We start from the raw sequence: 19,223 nt of genomic DNA on the forward strand, positions 1-19,223 counted from the left end.
TAACCTGGAACAGGTTATCCGCCGATAGCCCGGTGGCGGATAACGCTGGCGCGTTATGCGCCCTACGACGCTGACTCCCACCTCAAATGAAAAAGCCCGGCAGATGCCGGGCTTCTTCGTATCGCGGTTCGCGGGTTCGGCTTAGGCGCCGTATACCGGGAACTTGGCGCAGATGGCCTTGACCTTCTCACGCACGCTGTCCACCACGGACTCGTCGCCCATGTTGGTCAGGATGTCGCAGATCCAGCCAGCCAGCTCGCGGCACTCGGCTTCCTTGAAGCCGCGAGTGGTGACGGCCGGGGTGCCGATGCGCAGGCCGGAGGTGACGAACGGGGAACGCGGGTCGTTCGGCACGCTGTTCTTGTTCACGGTGATGAAGGCGCGACCCAGGGCAGCGTCGGCGTCCTTACCGGTGATGTCCTGCTTGATCAGGGACAGCAGGAACAGGTGGTTCTGGGTACCGCCGGAAACCACGTCGAAGCCGCGCTCGATGAACACGCTGGCCATGGTCTGGGCGTTCTTCAGGACCTGCTGCTGGTAGGCCTTGAACTCGGGCTGCAGGGCTTCCTTGAAGCACACGGCCTTGGCGGCGATCACGTGCTCCAGCGGGCCACCCTGGGCGCCCGGGAAGACGGCGGAGTTCAGCTTCTTCTCGATCTCTTCGTTCTTGCGAGCGAGGATCAGGCCGCCGCGCGGGCCGCGCAGGGTCTTGTGGGTGGTGGTGGTGACCACGTCGGCGAACGGCACCGGGTTCGGGTAGACGCCTGCGGCGACCAGACCGGCCACATGGGCCATGTCGACGAACAGGTAGGCACCGACCTTGTCGGCGATGGCGCGGAAGCGGGCGAAGTCCAGCACCTGGGAGTAGGCGGAGAAGCCGGCGACGATCATCTTCGGCTTGTGCTCGACAGCCAGACGCTCGACTTCGTCGTAGTCGATCAGGCCGTTGGCGTCGATGCCGTACTGGATGGCGTTGTACAGCTTGCCGGAGGAGGAAACGCTGGCGCCGTGGGTCAGGTGGCCGCCGTGGGCCAGGCTCATGCCCAGGATGGTGTCACCGGCGTTGAGCAGGGCCAGGTAGACGGCGGAGTTGGCCTGGGAGCCGGCGTGCGGCTGGACGTTGGCGTAGTCGGCGCCGAACAGCTCTTTGGCGCGGTCGATGGCCAGTTGCTCGACGATGTCGACGTACTCGCAACCACCGTAGTAGCGCTTGCCCGGGTAGCCTTCGGCGTACTTGTTGGTCAGCACCGAACCCTGGGCTTCCATCACCGCCGGGCTGGTGTAGTTCTCGGAGGCGATGAGCTCGATGTGCTCTTCCTGGCGCTGGGCTTCCTGCTCCATCGCGGCGAAGAGTTCGGCATCGTAGCGGGCGAGGGTCAAATCACGGCTGAACATGGCGGTCCTCTTAAGGATCGGGTGCTGGGGAAAGGCGCGCATTCTAACCCAAGGCGGCTGTGCTGGCACATGAAAGGCGGTCATGTGGCTGACAAGCGGGGTTCAAGGCCAGTAGGTGCGCGGAATTGGGAGCGGTTCAACACCGATGGCGGGCCGGATGTAGGAGCAGGCCGTACCTCTGCGGGGAGACCGCAGGGCCTCAGCCCAGCAGGAAGATGGCATTGCTGGCGAACAGCGCAGCGAACTGGTCCGCCGGCACCGGCCGGCCGAAGAGGAAGCCCTGCACCTCGTCGCAACCGTGCTGGCGCAGGAACTCCAGCTGATCGTGGCTCTCCACGCCCTCGGCGATCACCATCAGGTTCAGGCTGTGGGCCATGGCGATGATGGCGCGGGCGATCTGCGCGTCCTGTTCGCCGTGGGGCAGGCCGTCGACGAAGCTGCGGTCGATCTTCAGCACGTCGATGGGGAACTGCTTGAGGTAGTTGAGCGAGGAGTAGCCGGTGCCGAAGTCGTCCACCGCGATCGCCAGGCCCAGGCGCTTCAGCCCGCGGAGAATCTGCATGGCCTGGGACACGTCGCTCATCAGGATGCTTTCGGTCAGCTCCAGCTCCAGGCACGCCGGCGGAATGCCGGTGTCGCGGAGGATGCCGGCGATGCGCTCGCCCAGCTGGCCGTCGGCGAATTGCCGGGCGGAGAGGTTCACCGAGATCTTCGGCACCCGCACCTTGTCGCGGTGCCAGGCCTTGAGCTGCAGGCAGGCCTGCTCCAGCAGCCAGTCGCCGACCTGGGCCACCAGGCCCAGCTCTTCCAGCACCGGGACGAACTCCGTCGGCGGGATCAGCCCGCGCTTGGGATGCTGCCAGCGCAGCAGCGCCTCGGCGCCGGTCAGGCGGCGGCCGTCACCGGTGAACTGCGGCTGGTAATGCAGGATGAATTCCTCCTGCTCGATGGCGCGGCGCAGGTCGCTTTCCAGTTCCAGGCGCTCCAGCGCGCGGGCGTTCATCTCAGCCTGGTAGAACTGGAAGTTGTTCTTGCCCATCTCCTTGGCGTGGTACATCGCCGTGTCGGCGTTCTTCATCAACTGGCTGAGCTCGGCGCCGTCCTGCGGCGACAGCGCCACGCCGATGCTGGCGGTGACGAAGAATTCGCGGCCTTCGAGGGTGAAGGGACGGGCGAGGCTGGCGAGGATCTGCTCGGCCACCTGGATCGCCTGGCGGAGCGCCCGCTCCCGGTCGCCCTGGCCGGGCAGCAGCAGGGTGAACTCGTCGCCACCCATGCGCGCCACGGTGTCGTCGTCACTGACGCAGTGGCTCAGGCGCTCGGCCACTTCCTTGAGCATGCGGTCGCCCGCGGCGTGGCCCAGGGAGTCGTTGATCGGCTTGAAGCGGTCGAGGTCGAGGAACATCAGCACCACCCACTGCTGGTGTCGCTCGGCCTGCAACAGCGCGGTGTGCAGGCGGTCCTGGAACAGCGTGCGGTTGGGCAGGTGGGTCAGGGCGTCGTAGTAGGCCAGGCGGTGAATGCGCCGCTCGCTGGCCTTGCGCTCGCTGATGTCGCTGAAGAAGCAGACGAAGCTCACCAGGTCGCCTTCCTCGTCGTGCACGGCGGTGATGCCGACCCAGGACGGATACAGCTCGCCGTTCTTGCGCTTCTGCAGGATCTCGCCTTCCCAGCTACCGCTTTTGCGCAGGCTGTCCAGCACGTGCTTGAGCTGGTTGGCCTCCTGGCGGTCGGCGGTGAGCAGGCGCGGCAGCTGGTCCAGCACTTCCTCGGCCTGGTAGCCGGTGAGGCGGGTGAAGGAGTCGTTGATCTGCACGATGTAGCCGACCGGGTCGGTGACCATGATCGCCGCCGTGGAGTGCTCGAATACCGTCGCGGCCATGCGCATTTCGCGTTCCGCGCGGCGCTGCTGGCTGATGTCGCGGGCGACACCGAGCAGGCCCTCGAAGCAACCGTGGTCGTCCCACATCAGGGCGATGCGCAGCTCCACCGGAATCTTGTGCCCATCGGCATGTATGCAGTCGAGGGTGAACAGCTGCGGCTCGGTGTTCTCGCGCAGTTCGGCGAGGCGCGTGGGCTCGCCGATGGCGTCGTGCAGTCGCTCCAGCAGTGCGCTCAGGCGTTCCAGTTGCGCCGGGTTGGCGGCCACCTGCTGGAAGCCGTTGTGCAGCACCCAGTCGGCGCTGTAGCCGAACACCTGCTGGATCGACGGGCTGACATAGTTGAGCTTGACCTGGGCGTCGGTGGAGACGATCACGTCGCTGATGCTCTCGGCCAGCATGCGGTAGCGGCGGCTGCTCTCGCGCAGGGAGTTGTGCGCCTCGACGGTGTCGGTGATGTCCTTGGCCACGCCGATCAGCCGGGCCACGCGGCCGGCGGCATCGCGGGTGAAGGCCTGCTCGCGGACGTCGAACCAGTGCCAGCTGCCGTCGCGGTGGCGCCAGCGCAGCTGGCTGTCGAGCAGCAGGCCGTCGCCCACCACCTGCTGCAGGTTGCGCACGCGCCAGTAGTATTCGACGTCGTCCGGGTGCAGGACCTTTTCCCAGAAGCGCTCGCCCATCGCCCGCAGTTCGTCGGCGCTGTAGCCGAGCTGGTAGCCGAGGTTGTGATTGCTGAAGATCACCCGGCGCGCGGCGATGTCGTGGATGTACAGGGTGTCGGGCACCGCGCGCACCGCGTCGGACCAGAACTTCTCGCGCTCCACCAGCGACAGTTCGACCTGCTTGCGCGAGGTGATGTCGGAAAGGCTGAGGGTGACCGCGTGGAAGTCCTGGATCATCTCCGGCACGCGCAGTTGTAGCCAGAGGTGGCGCTGCTCGCCCTGGCGCGTCTGGATGCAGGCTTCCAGCTCGATCATGCCGTGGCCGGCCAGCACCGCGTCGAGCATCTTGCTGCGCACCCCGTCCGGGCGCATGCCGGCGCTGCCGAACAGCACCTGCCAGGCCTGCTCGGTGGTACTGACGCCCATCAGGCGCTTGGCGACGTTGTTGATTTCGGTGATGCGCACCTGGCGCAGCAGCCCGGGCAGGCGCTCGGGTTGCGCGGCAATCCAGTCCTGCAGATCGTTCTGCCGGCGCAGGTTGAGGTCCACCAGGTTCTGCCGCAATGCCGACAGGTCGAGCACACAGAGGGCGACGCCGACGCCGTCGAAGATGTCCTGGTAGCGTCGCCGCGTCTCTTCGAGGATGTGCAGCGCCTGCTGCTCCTCGGTGACGTCGCGCAGCACCCAGACCTGGCCGCCATGCGCGAAGTTGTCGCGCAGCAGCCATGGCAGCTCGGCGGCGAGGGGATTGTCGTCCAGCGGGCGGCGGCTGACCGCGAACAGGCGCGCCTGCCCGGTGTGGGTGACCCGGACCAGTTCTGTGCTGCCGTTGTCCAGCAGGCTGGCCTCGCCGCCCTGCTGGGCGCCCAGCCCCGGCAGGAGTTCCAGCAGATGATGGTTGGCGGCCTGGTCGGCCGGGATGCCGAACAGTTGCTCCGCCTGCGGGTTGAGGTAGGCAAGGCGGCCGTCGGCGCGGGTCACCAGCACCCGTTCGTCGATGGCGCCCAGCGCCTGCGCGGCCTGGCGCAGGCGTTGCTGGGAGTCGACGGTCAGCGCGCGCAGGTTCTGTTGTTCACGCTGCAGGCGCAGCAGGGCGCCGCCGGTGACGCCGGCGAGCAACAGCAGCAGCGCCAGTTCCCCGACCAGCCGCGGCAGCAGCGCGGTGCGCACGCGCTGGGCGTCGAACAGCGGGCGCAATTGCCAGTCGGTGTTCGGGATCGGCAGTGCGGCGAGGCTCTGCGCCTGTTCCAGCGGCGAGGCGGCGGTAAGCGGGCCGGGACGCGAACCGCTGGAACGGCCGAGGACCTTGTGCCGTACCTGGTCTTCGAGAATCCACGGCGGCGCATTCGGGCGCAGTTGCGCGCTCCAGCCACGGCGGGCGAGCCGCTCGTCGAGGCGGATGATGCTGTCCCCTTCGCCGGGCTCGGTGGCGCGCAGCCAGATGTAGAACACGCCGCCGTTCTCTTCGCTGAAGGCGTAGTGATAGTCCTGGTGGCCGCCGCGCTCGCGCAGGGCGACCAGGAAGGCTGCGTCCTTGAAGCCGATGGCGGAGTCACGCCTCGGTACGCCGTTGCTGCCCAGGCGCACCAGGCTGTGGAAGGCCGGATAGATGCGGCGCAGCCCGCTGAGCAGGGCGGGCTCGCCGTCGATGTCGCCGCGGTCGTCGCGTTGCTTGAGCAGGGCCTGCGCAGCCATGGCCTTGAGCTCCAGGGTCAGCGAGATACGCTGGGCCAGTTGCTCGCTGTGCAGCGTCACTCGCTCGCGTTCGAAGCGCTCCTGGTTACGGAACTCCTGGTGCAGCTGCCAGGCCAGCAGGCCGAGCATCAGCAGCACCAGCAGCAACAGGGCGGTCCGGGTCGCCACGCGGCCAGGTCGGGTCAGGGTGTCCGGGGATGGGCGGGGTGTTGTAGACAAGGACCTGTTACCTGGGGGGCGATACGGCGGAATTCGGCACGGTTAGGATGCCCGGAAGTACGGCGATGTGCCAGTACGGCCGACGAGCGTCGTTTGCCCTTCCTGGCCCATTCCGGTAGCTTTGCCGCACGCGCGCGGGTAAACATGACCGCGCCATGATTCGCGCGAAGGCCCTGAACCGGCCTTCTGCGCCCGCCGGTGGGGCGCTCCACCGTATCCGGCCAGCAGCGCCGGCACTGCCGCAGTCCATTCCGGCTCATTCCGATCACTTTTCATCTCAGAAGTCAGGTATCCATGGCTCAATACGTCTACACCATGCATCGGGTCGGCAAAGTCGTACCGCCCAAGCGTGAAATCCTCAAGGACATCTCCCTGTCGTTCTTCCCCGGCGCCAAGATCGGCGTGCTCGGCCTGAACGGCGCGGGTAAATCCACCCTGTTGCGCATCATGGCTGGCGTCGACACCGAGATCGAAGGTGAAGCCCGCCCGATGCCGGGCATCAACGTCGGCTACCTGCCGCAGGAGCCCAAGCTCGACCCGCAGGCCACCGTGCGTGAAATCGTCGAAGAGGCTGTCGGCCAGATCAAGGCCGCCCAGGCCCGCCTGGATGAAGTCTATGCCGCCTACGCCGATCCGGATGCCGACTTCGACGCCCTGGCCGCCGAGCAGGCCAAGCTGGAAGCCATCATCCACGCCTCCGACGGCCACAACCTGGAGCGTCAGTTGGAAGTCGCCGCCGACGCCCTGCGTCTGCCGCCGTGGGACGCCAAGATCGAACACCTCTCCGGTGGCGAGAAGCGCCGTGTAGCACTGTGCCGCCTGCTGCTGTCCGCCCCGGACATGCTGCTGCTGGACGAACCGACCAACCACCTGGATGCCGACTCCGTCGCCTGGCTGGAGCACTTCCTCCACGACTTCCCGGGCACCGTGGTGGCGATCACCCACGACCGTTACTTCCTCGACAACGTCGCTGGCTGGATCCTGGAGCTGGACCGTGGCCACGGCATCCCGTTCGAAGGCAACTACTCCGGCTGGCTGGAATCCAAGGCCAACCGTCTGGCCCAGGAAGCCAAGCAGGAAGCCTCCCACGCCAAGGCCATGAAGGCCGAACTGGAATGGGTGCGCCAGGGCGCCAAGGGCCGTCAGGCCAAGTCCAAGGCCCGTCTGCAGCGCTTCGAGGAAATGCAGTCGCAGGAATTCCAGAAGCGCAGCGAGACCAACGAGATCTACATCCCGGCCGGTCCGCGCCTGGGCGACAAGGTCATCGAGCTGCACAACGTCTGCAAGGGCTACGGCGATCGCGTACTGATCGACGACCTGTCCCTGAGCATTCCCAAGGGCGCCATCGTCGGCGTGATCGGCGGTAACGGCGCGGGTAAATCCACCCTGTTCCGCATGCTGACCGGCAAGGAGCAACCGGACTCGGGCACCATCGAGATCGGCGATACCGTGCAGATCGCCAGCGTCGACCAGAGCCGCGACAGCCTGGAAGGCACCAAGACCGTATGGGAGCAGGTCTCCGACGGTTTCGAGCAGATCAAGATCGGCAACTACGAAGTCCCGTCGCGCAGCTATGTCGGCCGCTTCAACTTCAAGGGCGCCGACCAGCAGAAGTTCGTCAAGGACCTCTCCGGTGGTGAGCGTGGCCGTCTGCACCTGGCCCTGACCCTGAAGCAGGGCGGCAACGTGCTGCTGCTCGACGAACCGTCCAACGACCTCGACGTGGAAACCCTGCGTGCGTTGGAAGAAGCACTGCTGGACTTCCCCGGCGCCGCCATCGTGATTTCCCACGATCGCTGGTTCCTGGACCGTATCGCCACCCACATCCTCTCCTACGAGGACGACGGCAAGGTGACCTTCTTCGAAGGCAACTACACCGAGTTCGAAGCCGACCGCAAGAAGCGTCTGGGCGACGCGGCTTCCCAGCCGCACCGCGTGCGCTACAAGAAGCTGGCGTAAGCCGCTGCTGCATGAAAACGGGGCCTTCGGGCCCCGTTTTCGTTTCCGCGTTTTTCTTCCCGGCTCTTCAGCGGCTGCGCTTGAGATCGTCCAGCGCGCGTTGCTGCTCTTCCAGTCGGCGCTCCAGCTTGTCGATCAGCCGTGCCTGGTCCGCCAGGGTACGCTGCTGTTCTTCGAGTTGCCGGGCCATGCGCTTGAGGTCGTCGGTACTGAAGTCCGACTTGTGAAGCGTCTCGCTGTCGAAGGTATCCGCCACCAGCAGTGTCCCGGACTGGGTGAAGTTGCCCAGCTTCATGGCCGCCTGGGCGGGAAGGCTGGCACTGGCGAGTGCTGTGCTCAGCAGGAGAACGGCGAGTCGGGTGGTCATGGCGCTCCTCATTCGGCTACTTGTTTGCATGCGATTTCTATTGATTTTGTATACAAAAATCTGGTTTTCTGCACGTGCCGGCGAGCCTTGGTTTATATATTTGCACCAAAAAGATTCATAAAAGCGTCACCTTGCACTATCTGTGTGCGTTTCAGCTTGTTAGAGTCTGCCGGCAAAAAAGCATCACATAACCAGAAAAGTACCGGTGTAGACATGACGCAATCCGTTGACTCGTTCCTTGAGCGCCTCAAGCGGCGCGACCCCGATCAGCCCGAGTTCCACCAGGCGGTGGAAGAGGTGCTGCGCTCCCTCTGGCCGTTCCTCGAAGCCAATCCGCACTACCTGGAAGCCGGCATCGTCGAGCGTATCGTCGAACCCGAACGCGCGATCCTGTTCCGCGTACCGTGGGTGGATGACGCCGGTCGTGTGCGAGTCAACCGTGGTTTCCGCGTGCAGATGAGCAGCGCCATCGGCCCGTACAAGGGCGGCCTGCGTTTCCATCCCTCGGTGAATCTGGGCGTGCTCAAGTTCCTGGCCTTCGAGCAGGTGTTCAAGAACTCGCTGACCTCCCTGCCCATGGGCGGCGGCAAGGGCGGTTCGGACTTCGACCCCAAGGGCAAGAGCGACGCCGAAGTCATGCGCTTCTGCCAGTCGTTCATGAGCGAGCTGTTCCGCCATGTCGGCGCGGACCTCGACGTGCCGGCCGGTGACATCGGTGTGGGCGCCCGCGAGATCGGCTACCTGTTCGGCCAGTACAAGCGCCTGTCCAACGAATTCACCTCGGTGCTGACCGGCAAGGGCCTGGCCTACGGCGGCAGCCTGATCCGCCCGGAGGCCACCGGCTACGGCTGCGTGTACTTCGCCCAGGAAATGCTCAAGGCGCGCAACAGCGGCTTCGACGGCCAGCGCGTGGCGATTTCCGGCTCCGGCAACGTTGCCCAGTACGCGGCACAGAAAGTGATGGAACTGGGCGGCAAGGTGATCTCGCTGTCCGATTCCGAAGGCACCCTGTTCGCCGAGGCGGGCCTGACCCTGGAGCAGTGGGAAGAAGTCATGGAGCTGAAGAACGTCCGTCGTGGCCGTCTCAGCGAAATGTCCGGCCCCGGCCTGCGCTTCCTCGCCGGCCAGCGTCCGTGGGCGCTCGCCTGCGACATCGCGCTGCCCTGCGCCACCCAGAACGAACTGGATGCCAACGACGCGCGCACCCTGCTGGCCAACGGCTGTGTCTGCGTGGCCGAGGGCGCCAACATGCCGTCGACCCTGGAGGCTGTGGATATCTTCCTCGAGGCCGGCACCCTCTATGCACCGGGCAAGGCTTCCAACGCCGGCGGCGTGGCCACCAGCGGCCTGGAAATGAGCCAGAACGCCATGCGCCTGCTGTGGACCGCCGGTGAAGTGGACCAGCGCCTGCACAGCATCATGCAGAACATCCACCATGCCTGCGTCGCCTACGGCGAAGAGAATGGCCGGATCAACTACGTGAAAGGCGCCAACATCGCCGGCTTCGTCAAGGTCGCCGACGCCATGCTGGCGCAGGGCGTGGTCTGATCATTCCGGCAGCATGAAGAGCGGGCCCATCGGGCCCGTTTTTCATTCCAGTCGAGGAGCATGCCGTAGGAGCGGACTTTGTCCGCGATCGCCCGAGCGAACGAGCATCGCGGACGGAGTCCGCTCCTACGGGTTTGCGATATCGACGTTTCATTCGCCACGCAGGGCGCGCCCTAGTGCGCGGTCCTTCTCCTGTTTCCACTCGCGGTCACGATCGCTCTGGCGCTGCGACTCATAGCGCTGGCGCTCCTGGCTGACGTACTGCCCCTGGCATTGCTGGAAACCGTCGCTCCAGCCCAGCGCATACTGCTTGTCCGCCAGGTAGCGCGGCACGTTCTTGCGGAACTCACCGGTGATGGCACCCGCCGCCTGGCCACCACTGCCGCAACCGTCGTCGAAGCCGTCGGCGTAGGCGGGCGGATAGCCCTGGGCGATGAGCGTCTGGTGGGTGGTCTCGCAGCCGGCCAGCGGTGCGAGCAGAAGCAGAATGAGGATGGCGCGGGGCGCCATGGGAACTCCCGTGTGCCAATGGGCGGGCGCACGCGCCGGATGGAGAGGCACGTCCCGGCAGGGGACGTGTCAGCAATCTATCCGGCGAGCTGTGAGGAACGCGTCAAACCGGTGTGATGCGGATGTGCTGGCCACCTGCCGAATGGGCCTGGCAGTCGATTCGTACGGGCAGGAAAGCTTCGATTACCGCGCGGTTGCTCCGCAAGTGATCGCTCAGCAGCGGAGTGGTGAAGCTGCCGCCGCCTGCCAGGGCGATCGGCAGCAGCAACTGATCCGCCAGGTGTTCGTCGACGGCGGTACCGCTGGTGCGCCACGCATCCGCCTGCTGCAGCGCCTGGCCGGCAACCCGCTCGGCGCTGACGCCCGGCTGGCCGAGGGCGCAGAACACCAGCGTCAGGTGCTCGCACTCGATATCCAGCAGCAGGGCGTTGCCCGGCCCCTGGTCCTCGGGCAGGCGCACTACCTTGGTGTTGGCGGCGCTCCATCCACGGTGGCGGCGGACCCGTTCCAGTTCGCGTTCGGCAACGTGGCCGGGTACGCCCGTCAGCAGGGCGCGGGCCGAGCGGGAGCGCTCGGCGCCAGCGACCATCAGGTGCAACGGCTGTAGCTCGCTGGGCAGCACCCTCACCACCAGCTCGCCGCCTCCCGCCGGCATGAAGCCGTGGCGCAGCAGCTCGAAATCCACCCTCGCACCCATGCGCCGCAGCAGTGGCAGCCAGGTGCGCTCGATGAAGTCGGCCGGTGGCGCCAGCGGGTTGTGGGTGCCACCGCTGATCGCCAGGCTGCTCGGTGCGTCGGCGAACAGCAGCGCCGGCAGCAGGGTCTGTAGCACCAGCACGGCGCTGCCCGCACTACCGATGGCGAAGCGGTAGTCGCCGCCGAGGATCGCACCAGGACGGAAGGTCAGGCTGCGCGAACCCAGCTCCGCGCCTTCCACCGTCGCGCCGCAGATTTCCGCCGCCGCCCGCACCGCCGTGAGGTGCTGGCGTAACAGTCCTGGCCGCGAACGCCGGCCACGGATGTTGATAATGCGCAGCGGCTGTCCGCTGATCATCGACAGGCTCAGCGCGCTGCGCAGGATCTGGCCGCCGCCTTCGGCGCCATCGAGTTCGATCCTGTCCTTGTTCATCACGTACTCCTTGCGTACGTCCATACCTGCTCGCGCAGGTACTCATCCAGCCGCGACATGTCGTTGCTCCCTTCGCGCGGCGCGCTCAGTGTTTCCGCCCGCTGCAATTCCGCTTCGATCAACCGATGCAGGGCCGGGCGTGCCGGCCCGTATTCGGCCTCCACGGCCCGCCGCTTGAGCGTCAGCAGCTCGTCCACCTCGGCCCGTTGCGCTGCATCGTGCAGGGTGGCTTTGAGCAGGCTTTCGAACACCATGGGCGGCATGCCAAGCCCCAGGTCGATCCAGCGTACGGCGAGCAACGGGCGCAGCACGTAGAGGTACTTCTTGTAGCGAACTTCCGCCCCTTGCAGGTAGCCACGGAAGTTCTTCCGCGCCATCGACAGGTAGTGCGCCCGCGCCGCAGCGGGCGAGTAGAACGCCTGCGCCAGTTGGCGCAACCCGTCAGTCGCTGTGGCCTCGCAGCGATACACCAGCGGCGAGTCCAGCCATTCCAGCAGCGTCGGGTTGGATTTGCGCAGCAGACGCAGTGTCTTGCGCAGCTCCCAGCCGCTGAGGTCCAGCTCGTCGGTCAGCGGACGCTCCAGCACGTCGCGCGGCTCGCTCACGCGCAGGTACCACTCCGGTTGATGCACATAGACGAAGCGCACGTCGTAATCGCTGTCCGGTGAGGCGAAGCCCCAGGCACGGCTGCCGGATTCGCACGCGTAGAGCACGGTGACTTCGCGCTCCTGTTCCAGTCTTTCCAGTTCTTCCAGCACCCGTTCGCGCATGGCGGCGGGGAGTGGATGTCGTTCTTCCTTGCTCATCTTCCGATTCCTTGTCTTGCAGTCGAGGCGGACCTCGGTCGGCCCGCCTCGCGCTATCCCTTCACGCACACCACCTGACGCAGGGTATGCAGCACTTCCACCAGCTCGCGCTGGGCCATCATCACGGCGTCGATGTCCTTGTAGGCCATGGGGATCTCGTCGATCACGTCCTTGTCCTTCCGGCATTCGACGTGGGCGGTGGCGCGCACCTGGTCTTCCACGGTGAACAGCTTCTTCGCCTTGGTGCGGCTCATGGTCCGGCCGGCGCCGTGGCTGCAGGAGCAGAAGGCTTCCTCGTTACCCAGGCCGCGGACGATGAAGCTCCTGGCACCCATCGATCCCGGAATGATGCCGAGCTGGCCTTTCTGCGCGGACACCGCGCCCTTGCGGGTCACCAGCACCTCTTCGCCGAAGTGGCGTTCCTTCTGCACATAGTTGTGGTGGCAGTTCACCGCTTCCAGGCTGGCCTCGAACGGCTTGCGGATCACTTGCCGCGCGGCGGCGATCACCGCGCGCATCATCAGCTCGCGGTTCTGCCGGGCGAAGTCCTGGGCCCAGCCCACGGCTTCCACGTAGTCGTCGAAGTGCCGGCTGCCTTCCTCGAAGTACGCCAGGTCGCGGTCCGGCAGGTTGGCGATGTGCTGGCGCATGTCGGCCTGGGCCAGTTCGATGAACAGGTTGCCGATGGCGTTGCCCACCCCGCGCGATCCGCTGTGCAGCATGAACCACACGCGGTCGGCCTCGTCGAGGCAGACCTCGATGAAGTGGTTGCCGGTCCCGAGGGTTCCCAGGTGGTGGCGGTTGTTGGTCTTCTCCAGCTTCGGGTACTTGGCGGTGATCGCCTTGAAGCGACCGGCCAGCGCCTTCCACGCGTCATCGGCGTGATCCGGCACGTTTTCCCAGGCGCCCTGGTCGCGGCGGCCGAAGGTCTTGCCGTGGGGCACGGCCTTCTCGATGGCGCTGCGCAGGCCGTGCAGGTTGTCCGGCAGGTCGGCCGCCATCAGCGAGGTGCGCGCGGCGATCATCCCGCAGCCGATATCCACGCCAACTGCTGCCGGGATGATGGCGCCCCGGGTGGGGATCACGCTGCCGATGGTCGAACCCTTGCCCAGGTGCACGTCCGGCATCACAGCCAGGTGCTTGAAGATGAACGGCATTTTTGCGGTGTTCATCAGTTGCTGGCGGGCGTCGTCTTCGACCGGCACGCCCTGGGTCCAGAGCTTGATCGGCTTGCCGTTGGTGACTTCCAGCAGCTGGAAGGTCTTGTTGCTCATGCTTTGACTCTCTTCTGTTCGGTGGCGAGCCGGCCGGATGCGGGTTGCGCCCGGCCGTCGCGAATTCGTTTGTTCAATCGGCACGCCCGGCAGCGAATCGCGGTGGAGTAGACCTGCCCTTTGCAGTCCTCGTACCACCATTTCTGCTGTGCGGCGGTCCAGGTTTCCCGGGCTCCACAGTCCTGGCAGCTAAAGGTTTTATCCTCATACCAGCCGCGCTGGACGAAAAGCGGATCGCCATAGCTGTTGTAGGGCGCCAGCTCGGAGCGGGTGACCGGGAAGGTGCCGACAGGAGCGACCGGGGCCATGGGCTGTTCGGCGGGCCGAGCCCTCTTTGCCTTGCGCCGCTCCCGCGCCAGACGAATTTCCTGGCGGCGTTGCTTGTTGCTTTTCATGGCGCCTTCCTCTTTGCCGGACAGGCCTTGTTCAGGCCTGCTTCAGCGTTACCAGTCCATTCAATACCTGATCCAGGCCGCCGAATACCGAGATGCGGTCGATCCGTTCGGCCACCCGTTCCAGAGTTTCCAGTTCCTTCAGGCGCAGGGCGGTGGGGTTTTCTTCCATCACCTTCGCCGTGTTCAGCAGCGAGCGGGTCGCCGAGGTTTCCTCGCGGCGGCGGATCACGTTGGCCTGCGCGGCCTTTTCCGCTTCCACCACCTGGGCCAGCAGCGCCTTCATCTCGCCCGGCAGGATGATGTCGCGCACGCCCAGGCCGCTCACCTCGATGCCGGTGCCCGCCAACCGCTCGGTGAGATGGGCGCCGACCGACTCGTCGATGACCTGCTTGTTCTCCAGCAGCTCATCCAGCGAGCGCGTACCCACCGCCGCTCGCAGGCCGAACTGCAGCTCGCGGTACAGGTGCTCCAGCGGCTTGGACAGGCGCGAGTACGCCGTCAGCACGTCGCTGTAGCGCCAGTTGGCGGCCAGGTTCAGGCGCAGGCTCACCTTGTCGCGGGTGAGGATTTCCTGGCCGCTGACTTCCAGCGCCTGGATGCGGGTATCGATCAGCTCCACGCTCACCTGGCGGTTGTAGCGCCAGAAGCCGTACTGGCCCGCCGGCAGCAGTTCGATGACCGCGCCGTCGACCTTCAGCACGCCGACCTGGTAGGCCGGCACCTGTGCCATCAGCACCGCATCCAGGCCGGCGAGGCTTCGGCCGCGCAGGTTCGGCTGGCTCAGTTGGGCCAGCAGCGGGGCGGCCAGTCGGTAGTCCTGGCTCAGGTCGATGCGCTCCAGGCGCTGTTCGGTCTGGCCCTTCCAGTACAGCCGGCGGCTGCCCGGCGGCAGGATTTCCGCCAGCACACCGTCCTCGTAACGCAGGCCGGCTTCGTTCTCGGCGAGGTCCATACGGGTGAAGTAACGTTCGACGAGCACCGGTTCGGACTGGCGCAGATAACCGGCCAGGCGGTGCTCGAACAACGGGGTGTTCAGGCTGAAGGTTTCCACGCTCAGGCGGTTGTACAGGTCCAGATGGCGGTGGATGCCCGGCTCGAGGATCGCCAGGAAATCGCCCTCGGCGTACAGCAGGCCGCGTTCGTTCTTCTTCACGGTAAAGCGCTTCAGCAGTTTCATTTCTCTCTTCCTTCTTTTCTCTTTGTCCTGGTGCCGGCGCTCGCCGGCCCGCCGGGTGGCGTGGATGGAGCCTGCGAGAGGCGGGCACTGCGGACGTCCTGTCCAGGCGACCGATTCCTTCGGCCAGCACCTGCCTTGTCGCAAGCCCGATTCGCGTACCGGGCGGGCCGGCGGTGGCTCCGGGTCCCTTGCGTTGTTCAGCCATCCTGGCTGCTGGCGCATGTCCCGTTGCCGCACCGGCGGGGTGTTGCATTCATGAGTAGCTGCCTTAACAGGGCAGTGTTCGAGCGGGAGTCGAACCCGCGACAGGCCATTCCTTCGATGGCTGCTCTACCGGACTGAGCTATCGAACGGCGCGGGCAGGATTCGAACCTGCGACGGTTCCCTCCAAGGGGAGTGCTCTACCAGGCTGAGCTACCGCGCCATCGACCGTGACTGCTGCAGCGGCATGCGCGAAGCCAACACCAGGGGTGGGCTCGGGCACCGGCGGGAGTTGGAGTCCCTGCCCGTGGGCTGCATCAGCGATGCGGTCGAGAGGGATATAGCGAGGGACGTGCCAGGTTTGTCCTGGTCTGCCTGAGTGTTTATTCAAGTTGTTGATAAATAACGATTTAATTATTTTTACTGGTTTTCAGTATGCCGCTACGACTTGGTGGTTTTCCTGATTTATGGATATCCTTGGATCGGTATTTATCTTTTTGGATAAAAGATGCAGACGAAGAAAACCGTCGCCATTGGCTTCCTTGGCTCGACCCTGGATCGCGTCGGCAAGGGCGCGGCACGCTGGCAGAAGTGGCGGCCCACCGTTGGCTTGTGCCAGCAGCAGGACCTGCTGATCGACCGCCTGGAACTGATCCACGGACTGGATGCACGGGACGTGAGCCTGGCCGAGCGCATCGCCGACGATGTCCGGCACATCTCGCCGGAGACTGAGGTGCGCCTGCAGCCCATGGCGCTGCGCAACCCGTGGGACTTCGAGGAGGTCTACGGCGCGCTCCACGACTTCGTCGGTGGCTACGCCTTCGACACCGAGCACGAGGATTACCTGGTGCACATCACCACCGGGACCCACGTGGCGCAGATCTGCTGGTTCCTCCTGACCGAGGCGCGCTACCTGCCGGCGCGGCTGGTGCAGGCCTCGCCGTCGCGGCGCAAGGATGAGGCGCGGCACCCGGAAGGGACGGTGGCCGTGATCGACCTCGACCTGTCGCGCTACGACCGCATTGCCACGCGCTTCCGCCGCGAGCAGGAGGAGAGCCTGGCCTTCCTCAAGTCCGGTATCGCTACGCGCAATGCCGCATTCAACCGTTCCATCGAGCAGATCGAACGGGTCGCCGGGCGCTCCCGCGCGCCGATGCTGCTGATTGGCCCGACGGGCGCCGGCAAGTCCTTCCTCGCTCGCCGCGTCTACGAACTCAAGCGCGCCCGGCACCAGTTCCAGGGCCGTTTCGTCGAGGTGAACTGCGCGACCCTGCGCGGCGATGGCGCCATGTCCGCGCTGTTCGGGCACATCAAGGGGGCGTTCACCGGCGCGCAGAATGCCCGCGAAGGCCTGCTGCGCTCGGCCGACGGCGGCATGCTGTTCCTCGACGAGATCGGCGAGCTGGGGCTGGACGAGCAGGCCATGCTGCTCAAGGCCATCGAAGAGAAGCGCTTCTTTCCGCTGGGCTCGGACCGCGAGGTGGGCAGCGACTTCCAGCTGATCGCCGGCACCCACCGCGACCTGCGCGAGCGCGTCGCCCAAGGACTGTTCCGCGAGGATCTGTTCGCCCGCATCAACCTCTGGACCTTCGATCTGCCGGGCCTGGCCGGGCGCCGCGAAGACATCGAGCCGAACATCGACTTCGAGCTGGAGCGCCACGCCCGCGAGCAGGGCCGCCTGGTGCGCTTCAACCGCGAGGCGCGCACGCGCTACCTGGCTTTCGCCAACTCGGCGCAGGCGTTGTGGAGCGGCAACTTCCGCGAGTTGTCGGCATCCATCACACGCATGGCGACCCTGGCTGACAGCGGGCGCATCGATGAGACGCTGGTGGAGGAGGAGATCGGCCGGTTGCGGCTTTCCTGGGGCGCCGCGCAGTCGGAGGGCAGTGTGGAGGCGCTACTGGGCGCAGGCGCCGAGGCGCTGGACCTGTTCGACCGCCTGCAACTGGAGGCGGTCATCGCGGTATGCCGGCAGGCGCGTAGCCTGTCCGACGCCGGGCGTCAGCTGTTCGCCATTTCGCGCCAGGAGAAGCAGAACCCCAATGACGCCGACCGCCTGCGCAAGTACCTCGCGCGGTTCGGCCTGGATTGGGCGGCGCTGAAGGACTGAGGCGCGTGGCGCCTCAGTAGTGGTACCAGCGCAGCTCCAGCATCACCTCGTTGACCGGGGTGGCCAACTGGCTGAACTCGCGCTGGGCCGACAGGCGCAGGCCGAGGTTGCGGCCCAGCTCCACCTGCTGGCCGAAGCTCAGGCTGCGGCGCACTTCGCCGTTGTGGAAGTAGTCGCCCTTGGCTTCCAGGGTCAGGTTGCCCAGCGGGTTGCTCCACAGCAGGCCGGTGTCGAAGCCCAGCGCCGGGGCGATGGTTGCGGCGAAATCCTGGTTGTTCTCGATCCGTGCGGTGCCCAGCGCATAGGCCTGCAGCTCGTCGCTGAGCTTCCAACTACCGCCGGCGCCGCCGTTGAGGTGGCCGACCAGGGTTTCGTGGTCGTCGTCGCTGTGCTTGCCGAGCACCCGTTCCCAGCCGCCGGAAACCTGCCAGGAGAGCGGCTTGAGCAGTTCGTTGCGCGGCGTCATCGAGCGGATGGTGACCAGGTCCAGTTGCTGCAATTGCCAGCGATTGCCCTCGTACTGGCGCAGCTTCATCTGGCCGATTTCGATCTGCGCGCCGAGGGGGAAGCCGTACTGGTTGTCGGCGAGGTCGTGGTAGGCCATGCGCAGGCCGTACTGGGCAAAGGCTTCGCCGTCGCGGCTGCCGGCGCCGAGCTGCCAGGTGCGCGATTCATGGCCGTCTTCCGGCTGGCCGGGGCGCTCCACGGTCAGGCCTGGCGGCGGGTTCTGGTTGATCGCCTTGAGCAGGTTGTAGCTGCGCGAGGCGGTAGAGGCGTCGCGCTCCTGGCCGGTGGCGCGGTAGCGCACCAGGCGGAAGGCGGTGTCCTGCACCAGCGCCTGGCGGTCGGCGGGCAGGGCCTTGAATTCGGGGCTGTCGAGCAGCCGGTCATCGTCCGCCAGTTGGCGTGCCAGGACCTTCTCGTCGTGGCTCAGCGGCGCACCGCGGGCAAGCAGTTCGCGCTCGCGGGAGGGGCGGTAGTCGATGCGGTCGATCATCCCGGCGTTCTTCACCGCGCGCACGGTGTCGGTGGGGATGGCGGTGAGCGGGAACTGGTCGGTGAGTTCGGTGCCGGGGCGGGCGATTTCCAGCAGCTCCAGCAGGCGGAACGAGCAGTTCTCGTCGAAGAAGTAGTACTTGAAGCGGACCTGCTTGAGCTCCCAGACGTGCTCGACCATCCGCCCGGTTTCTTCAGGGTTCAGGTTGAGCCGGTATTCCCAGAGGTCGCGGTTCTCCAGCCGGCTGTACTCGGAGAGCTTCTCGCGGTACGGCACCAGGGCGAACAGGCCGGGGTAGCCGCCCATCAGGCCCTTCCAGGCGTAGAGGATGCTGTTGTCCATGCCCTCGATGTAGGCACCGAAGTTCAGCGCGTAGCTCAGCAGGGCGGTGTTGTCGGAGTCGACGTCGGCCTGGTCGATGCGCAGCAGGGTGTGGCCGAACATTGAGGACGGGCTGTTCAGGTAGGCCGCCGGGAACACCAGCACCGCGCTGTGCGGATTGATGTCGGTGTACCAGGTCTTGTACTCCTGGCAGGCCACGGACGGCAGGTCGTCGAGTTGCAGTTGCTGGCGCAGCCAGCGGGTGCGCGCCGGGTAGACGCACTGGGCGTGCTTGTCGCCGAGTTCGGCGGGGGCGTAGAGCGCCTTCACGGTAGCGGCCAGTTCGGCATCGGGGTGCTGCTCGCCGTCGGCGGCGAGGAAGAACTTCGGGTCGTCGACGAAGCTGCGCCAGCCGCCCAGCCTGGCGTGTTCGTAGTGACCCAGGGCGAGCCAGTAGGGTTCGCTGGCCAGTGCCTGCAGGCGTTCTGGGGCGATCTGTGGTGCGGCGAACAGTGGGGTGCAGGCGCACAGCGCCATCCAGGGCAACAGGCGTTTGGGCATGGAGGGGGCTACTGGAA

General features: G+C 66.1%; 13 protein-coding genes and 1 tRNA gene. 3 read left to right on the forward strand and 11 right to left on the reverse strand.

Annotated elements, in window-relative coordinates:
* Window positions 1-141: 141 nt before the first annotated feature.
* Complete coding sequence (gene glyA / locus SD196_RS04325) at window positions 142-1,395, reverse strand: serine hydroxymethyltransferase (protein WP_416311093.1); 1,254 nt, start codon at window positions 1,393-1,395, stop codon at window positions 142-144.
* 199 nt (window positions 1,396-1,594) lie between these two features.
* Entirely contained in the window at window positions 1,595-5,761 is a 4,167-nt protein-coding gene (locus SD196_RS04330) for an EAL domain-containing protein (RefSeq protein ID WP_275611886.1), read from the reverse strand.
* Window positions 5,762-6,145: 384 nt separating this feature from the next.
* Here SD196_RS04330 and ettA point away from each other — a divergent pair, with 384 nt between their 5' ends.
* Window positions 6,146-7,810 (forward strand): energy-dependent translational throttle protein EttA, encoded by a 1,665-nt coding sequence (gene ettA / locus SD196_RS04335; protein WP_343575099.1) that lies wholly within the window; start codon window positions 6,146-6,148, stop codon window positions 7,808-7,810.
* 67 nt (window positions 7,811-7,877) lie between these two features.
* Here ettA and SD196_RS04340 read toward each other — a convergent pair whose 3' ends face one another.
* Complete coding sequence (locus SD196_RS04340; protein ID WP_275610216.1) at window positions 7,878-8,177, reverse strand: hypothetical protein; 300 nt, start codon at window positions 8,175-8,177, stop codon at window positions 7,878-7,880.
* A gap of 213 nt (window positions 8,178-8,390) precedes the next feature.
* On the opposite strand from SD196_RS04340, the gene gdhA reads away from it, so the two are divergent.
* The gene (gdhA, locus tag SD196_RS04345) at window positions 8,391-9,725 is read left to right on the forward strand and encodes an NADP-specific glutamate dehydrogenase (RefSeq protein WP_331318268.1); all 1,335 of its coding nucleotides are present in this window, start codon (window positions 8,391-8,393) and stop codon (window positions 9,723-9,725) included.
* A gap of 150 nt (window positions 9,726-9,875) precedes the next feature.
* Here gdhA and SD196_RS04350 read toward each other — a convergent pair whose 3' ends face one another.
* From SD196_RS04350 to SD196_RS04380, 7 genes are all read right to left on the reverse strand, one after another.
* Window positions 9,876-10,235 (reverse strand): hypothetical protein, encoded by a 360-nt coding sequence (locus tag SD196_RS04350; protein ID WP_343575094.1) that lies wholly within the window; start codon window positions 10,233-10,235, stop codon window positions 9,876-9,878.
* Between the two features lie 103 nt (window positions 10,236-10,338).
* Window positions 10,339-11,364, reverse strand: coding sequence for an RNA 3'-terminal phosphate cyclase (gene rtcA, locus SD196_RS04355; RefSeq protein ID WP_331318264.1), 1,026 nt, complete (start codon window positions 11,362-11,364; stop codon window positions 10,339-10,341).
* On the reverse strand, window positions 11,364-12,170 hold the full coding sequence (locus SD196_RS04360) for a nucleotidyltransferase domain-containing protein (RefSeq protein ID WP_343575091.1): 807 nt from the start codon (window positions 12,168-12,170) through the stop codon (window positions 11,364-11,366). The genes rtcA and SD196_RS04360 overlap by 1 nt, the downstream gene beginning before the upstream one ends.
* Window positions 12,171-12,223: 53 nt before the next feature.
* Complete coding sequence (locus tag SD196_RS04365) at window positions 12,224-13,444, reverse strand: RtcB family protein (RefSeq protein ID WP_343575088.1); 1,221 nt, start codon at window positions 13,442-13,444, stop codon at window positions 12,224-12,226.
* Window positions 13,441-13,839: a zinc-ribbon domain-containing protein gene (locus SD196_RS04370; RefSeq protein ID WP_275610222.1), complete on the reverse strand. Its 399-nt coding sequence runs from the start codon at window positions 13,837-13,839 to the stop codon at window positions 13,441-13,443. The genes SD196_RS04365 and SD196_RS04370 overlap by 4 nt, the downstream gene beginning before the upstream one ends.
* Window positions 13,840-13,870: 31 nt before the next feature.
* Window positions 13,871-15,016: a slipin family protein gene (locus SD196_RS04375; protein WP_343575085.1), complete on the reverse strand. Its 1,146-nt coding sequence runs from the start codon at window positions 15,014-15,016 to the stop codon at window positions 13,871-13,873.
* Window positions 15,017-15,367: 351 nt separating this feature from the next.
* Window positions 15,368-15,440 (reverse strand) — tRNA-OTHER (locus SD196_RS04380).
* Window positions 15,441-15,725: 285 nt separating this feature from the next.
* Here SD196_RS04380 and rtcR point away from each other — a divergent pair.
* Window positions 15,726-17,327: an RNA repair transcriptional activator RtcR gene (gene rtcR, locus SD196_RS04385; protein ID WP_343575083.1), complete on the forward strand. Its 1,602-nt coding sequence runs from the start codon at window positions 15,726-15,728 to the stop codon at window positions 17,325-17,327.
* A 13-nt stretch (window positions 17,328-17,340) separates the two neighbouring features.
* On the opposite strand, the gene SD196_RS04390 is transcribed toward rtcR, so the two are convergent.
* A complete protein-coding gene (locus SD196_RS04390) occupies window positions 17,341-19,206 on the reverse strand; it encodes a DUF4105 domain-containing protein (RefSeq protein WP_343575081.1) in 1,866 nt (621 codons plus the stop codon).
* Window positions 19,207-19,223 lie beyond the last annotated feature (17 nt).

Source organism: Pseudomonas macauensis, assembly GCF_047902425.1.
Classification (GTDB): domain Bacteria; phylum Pseudomonadota; class Gammaproteobacteria; order Pseudomonadales; family Pseudomonadaceae; genus Pseudomonas.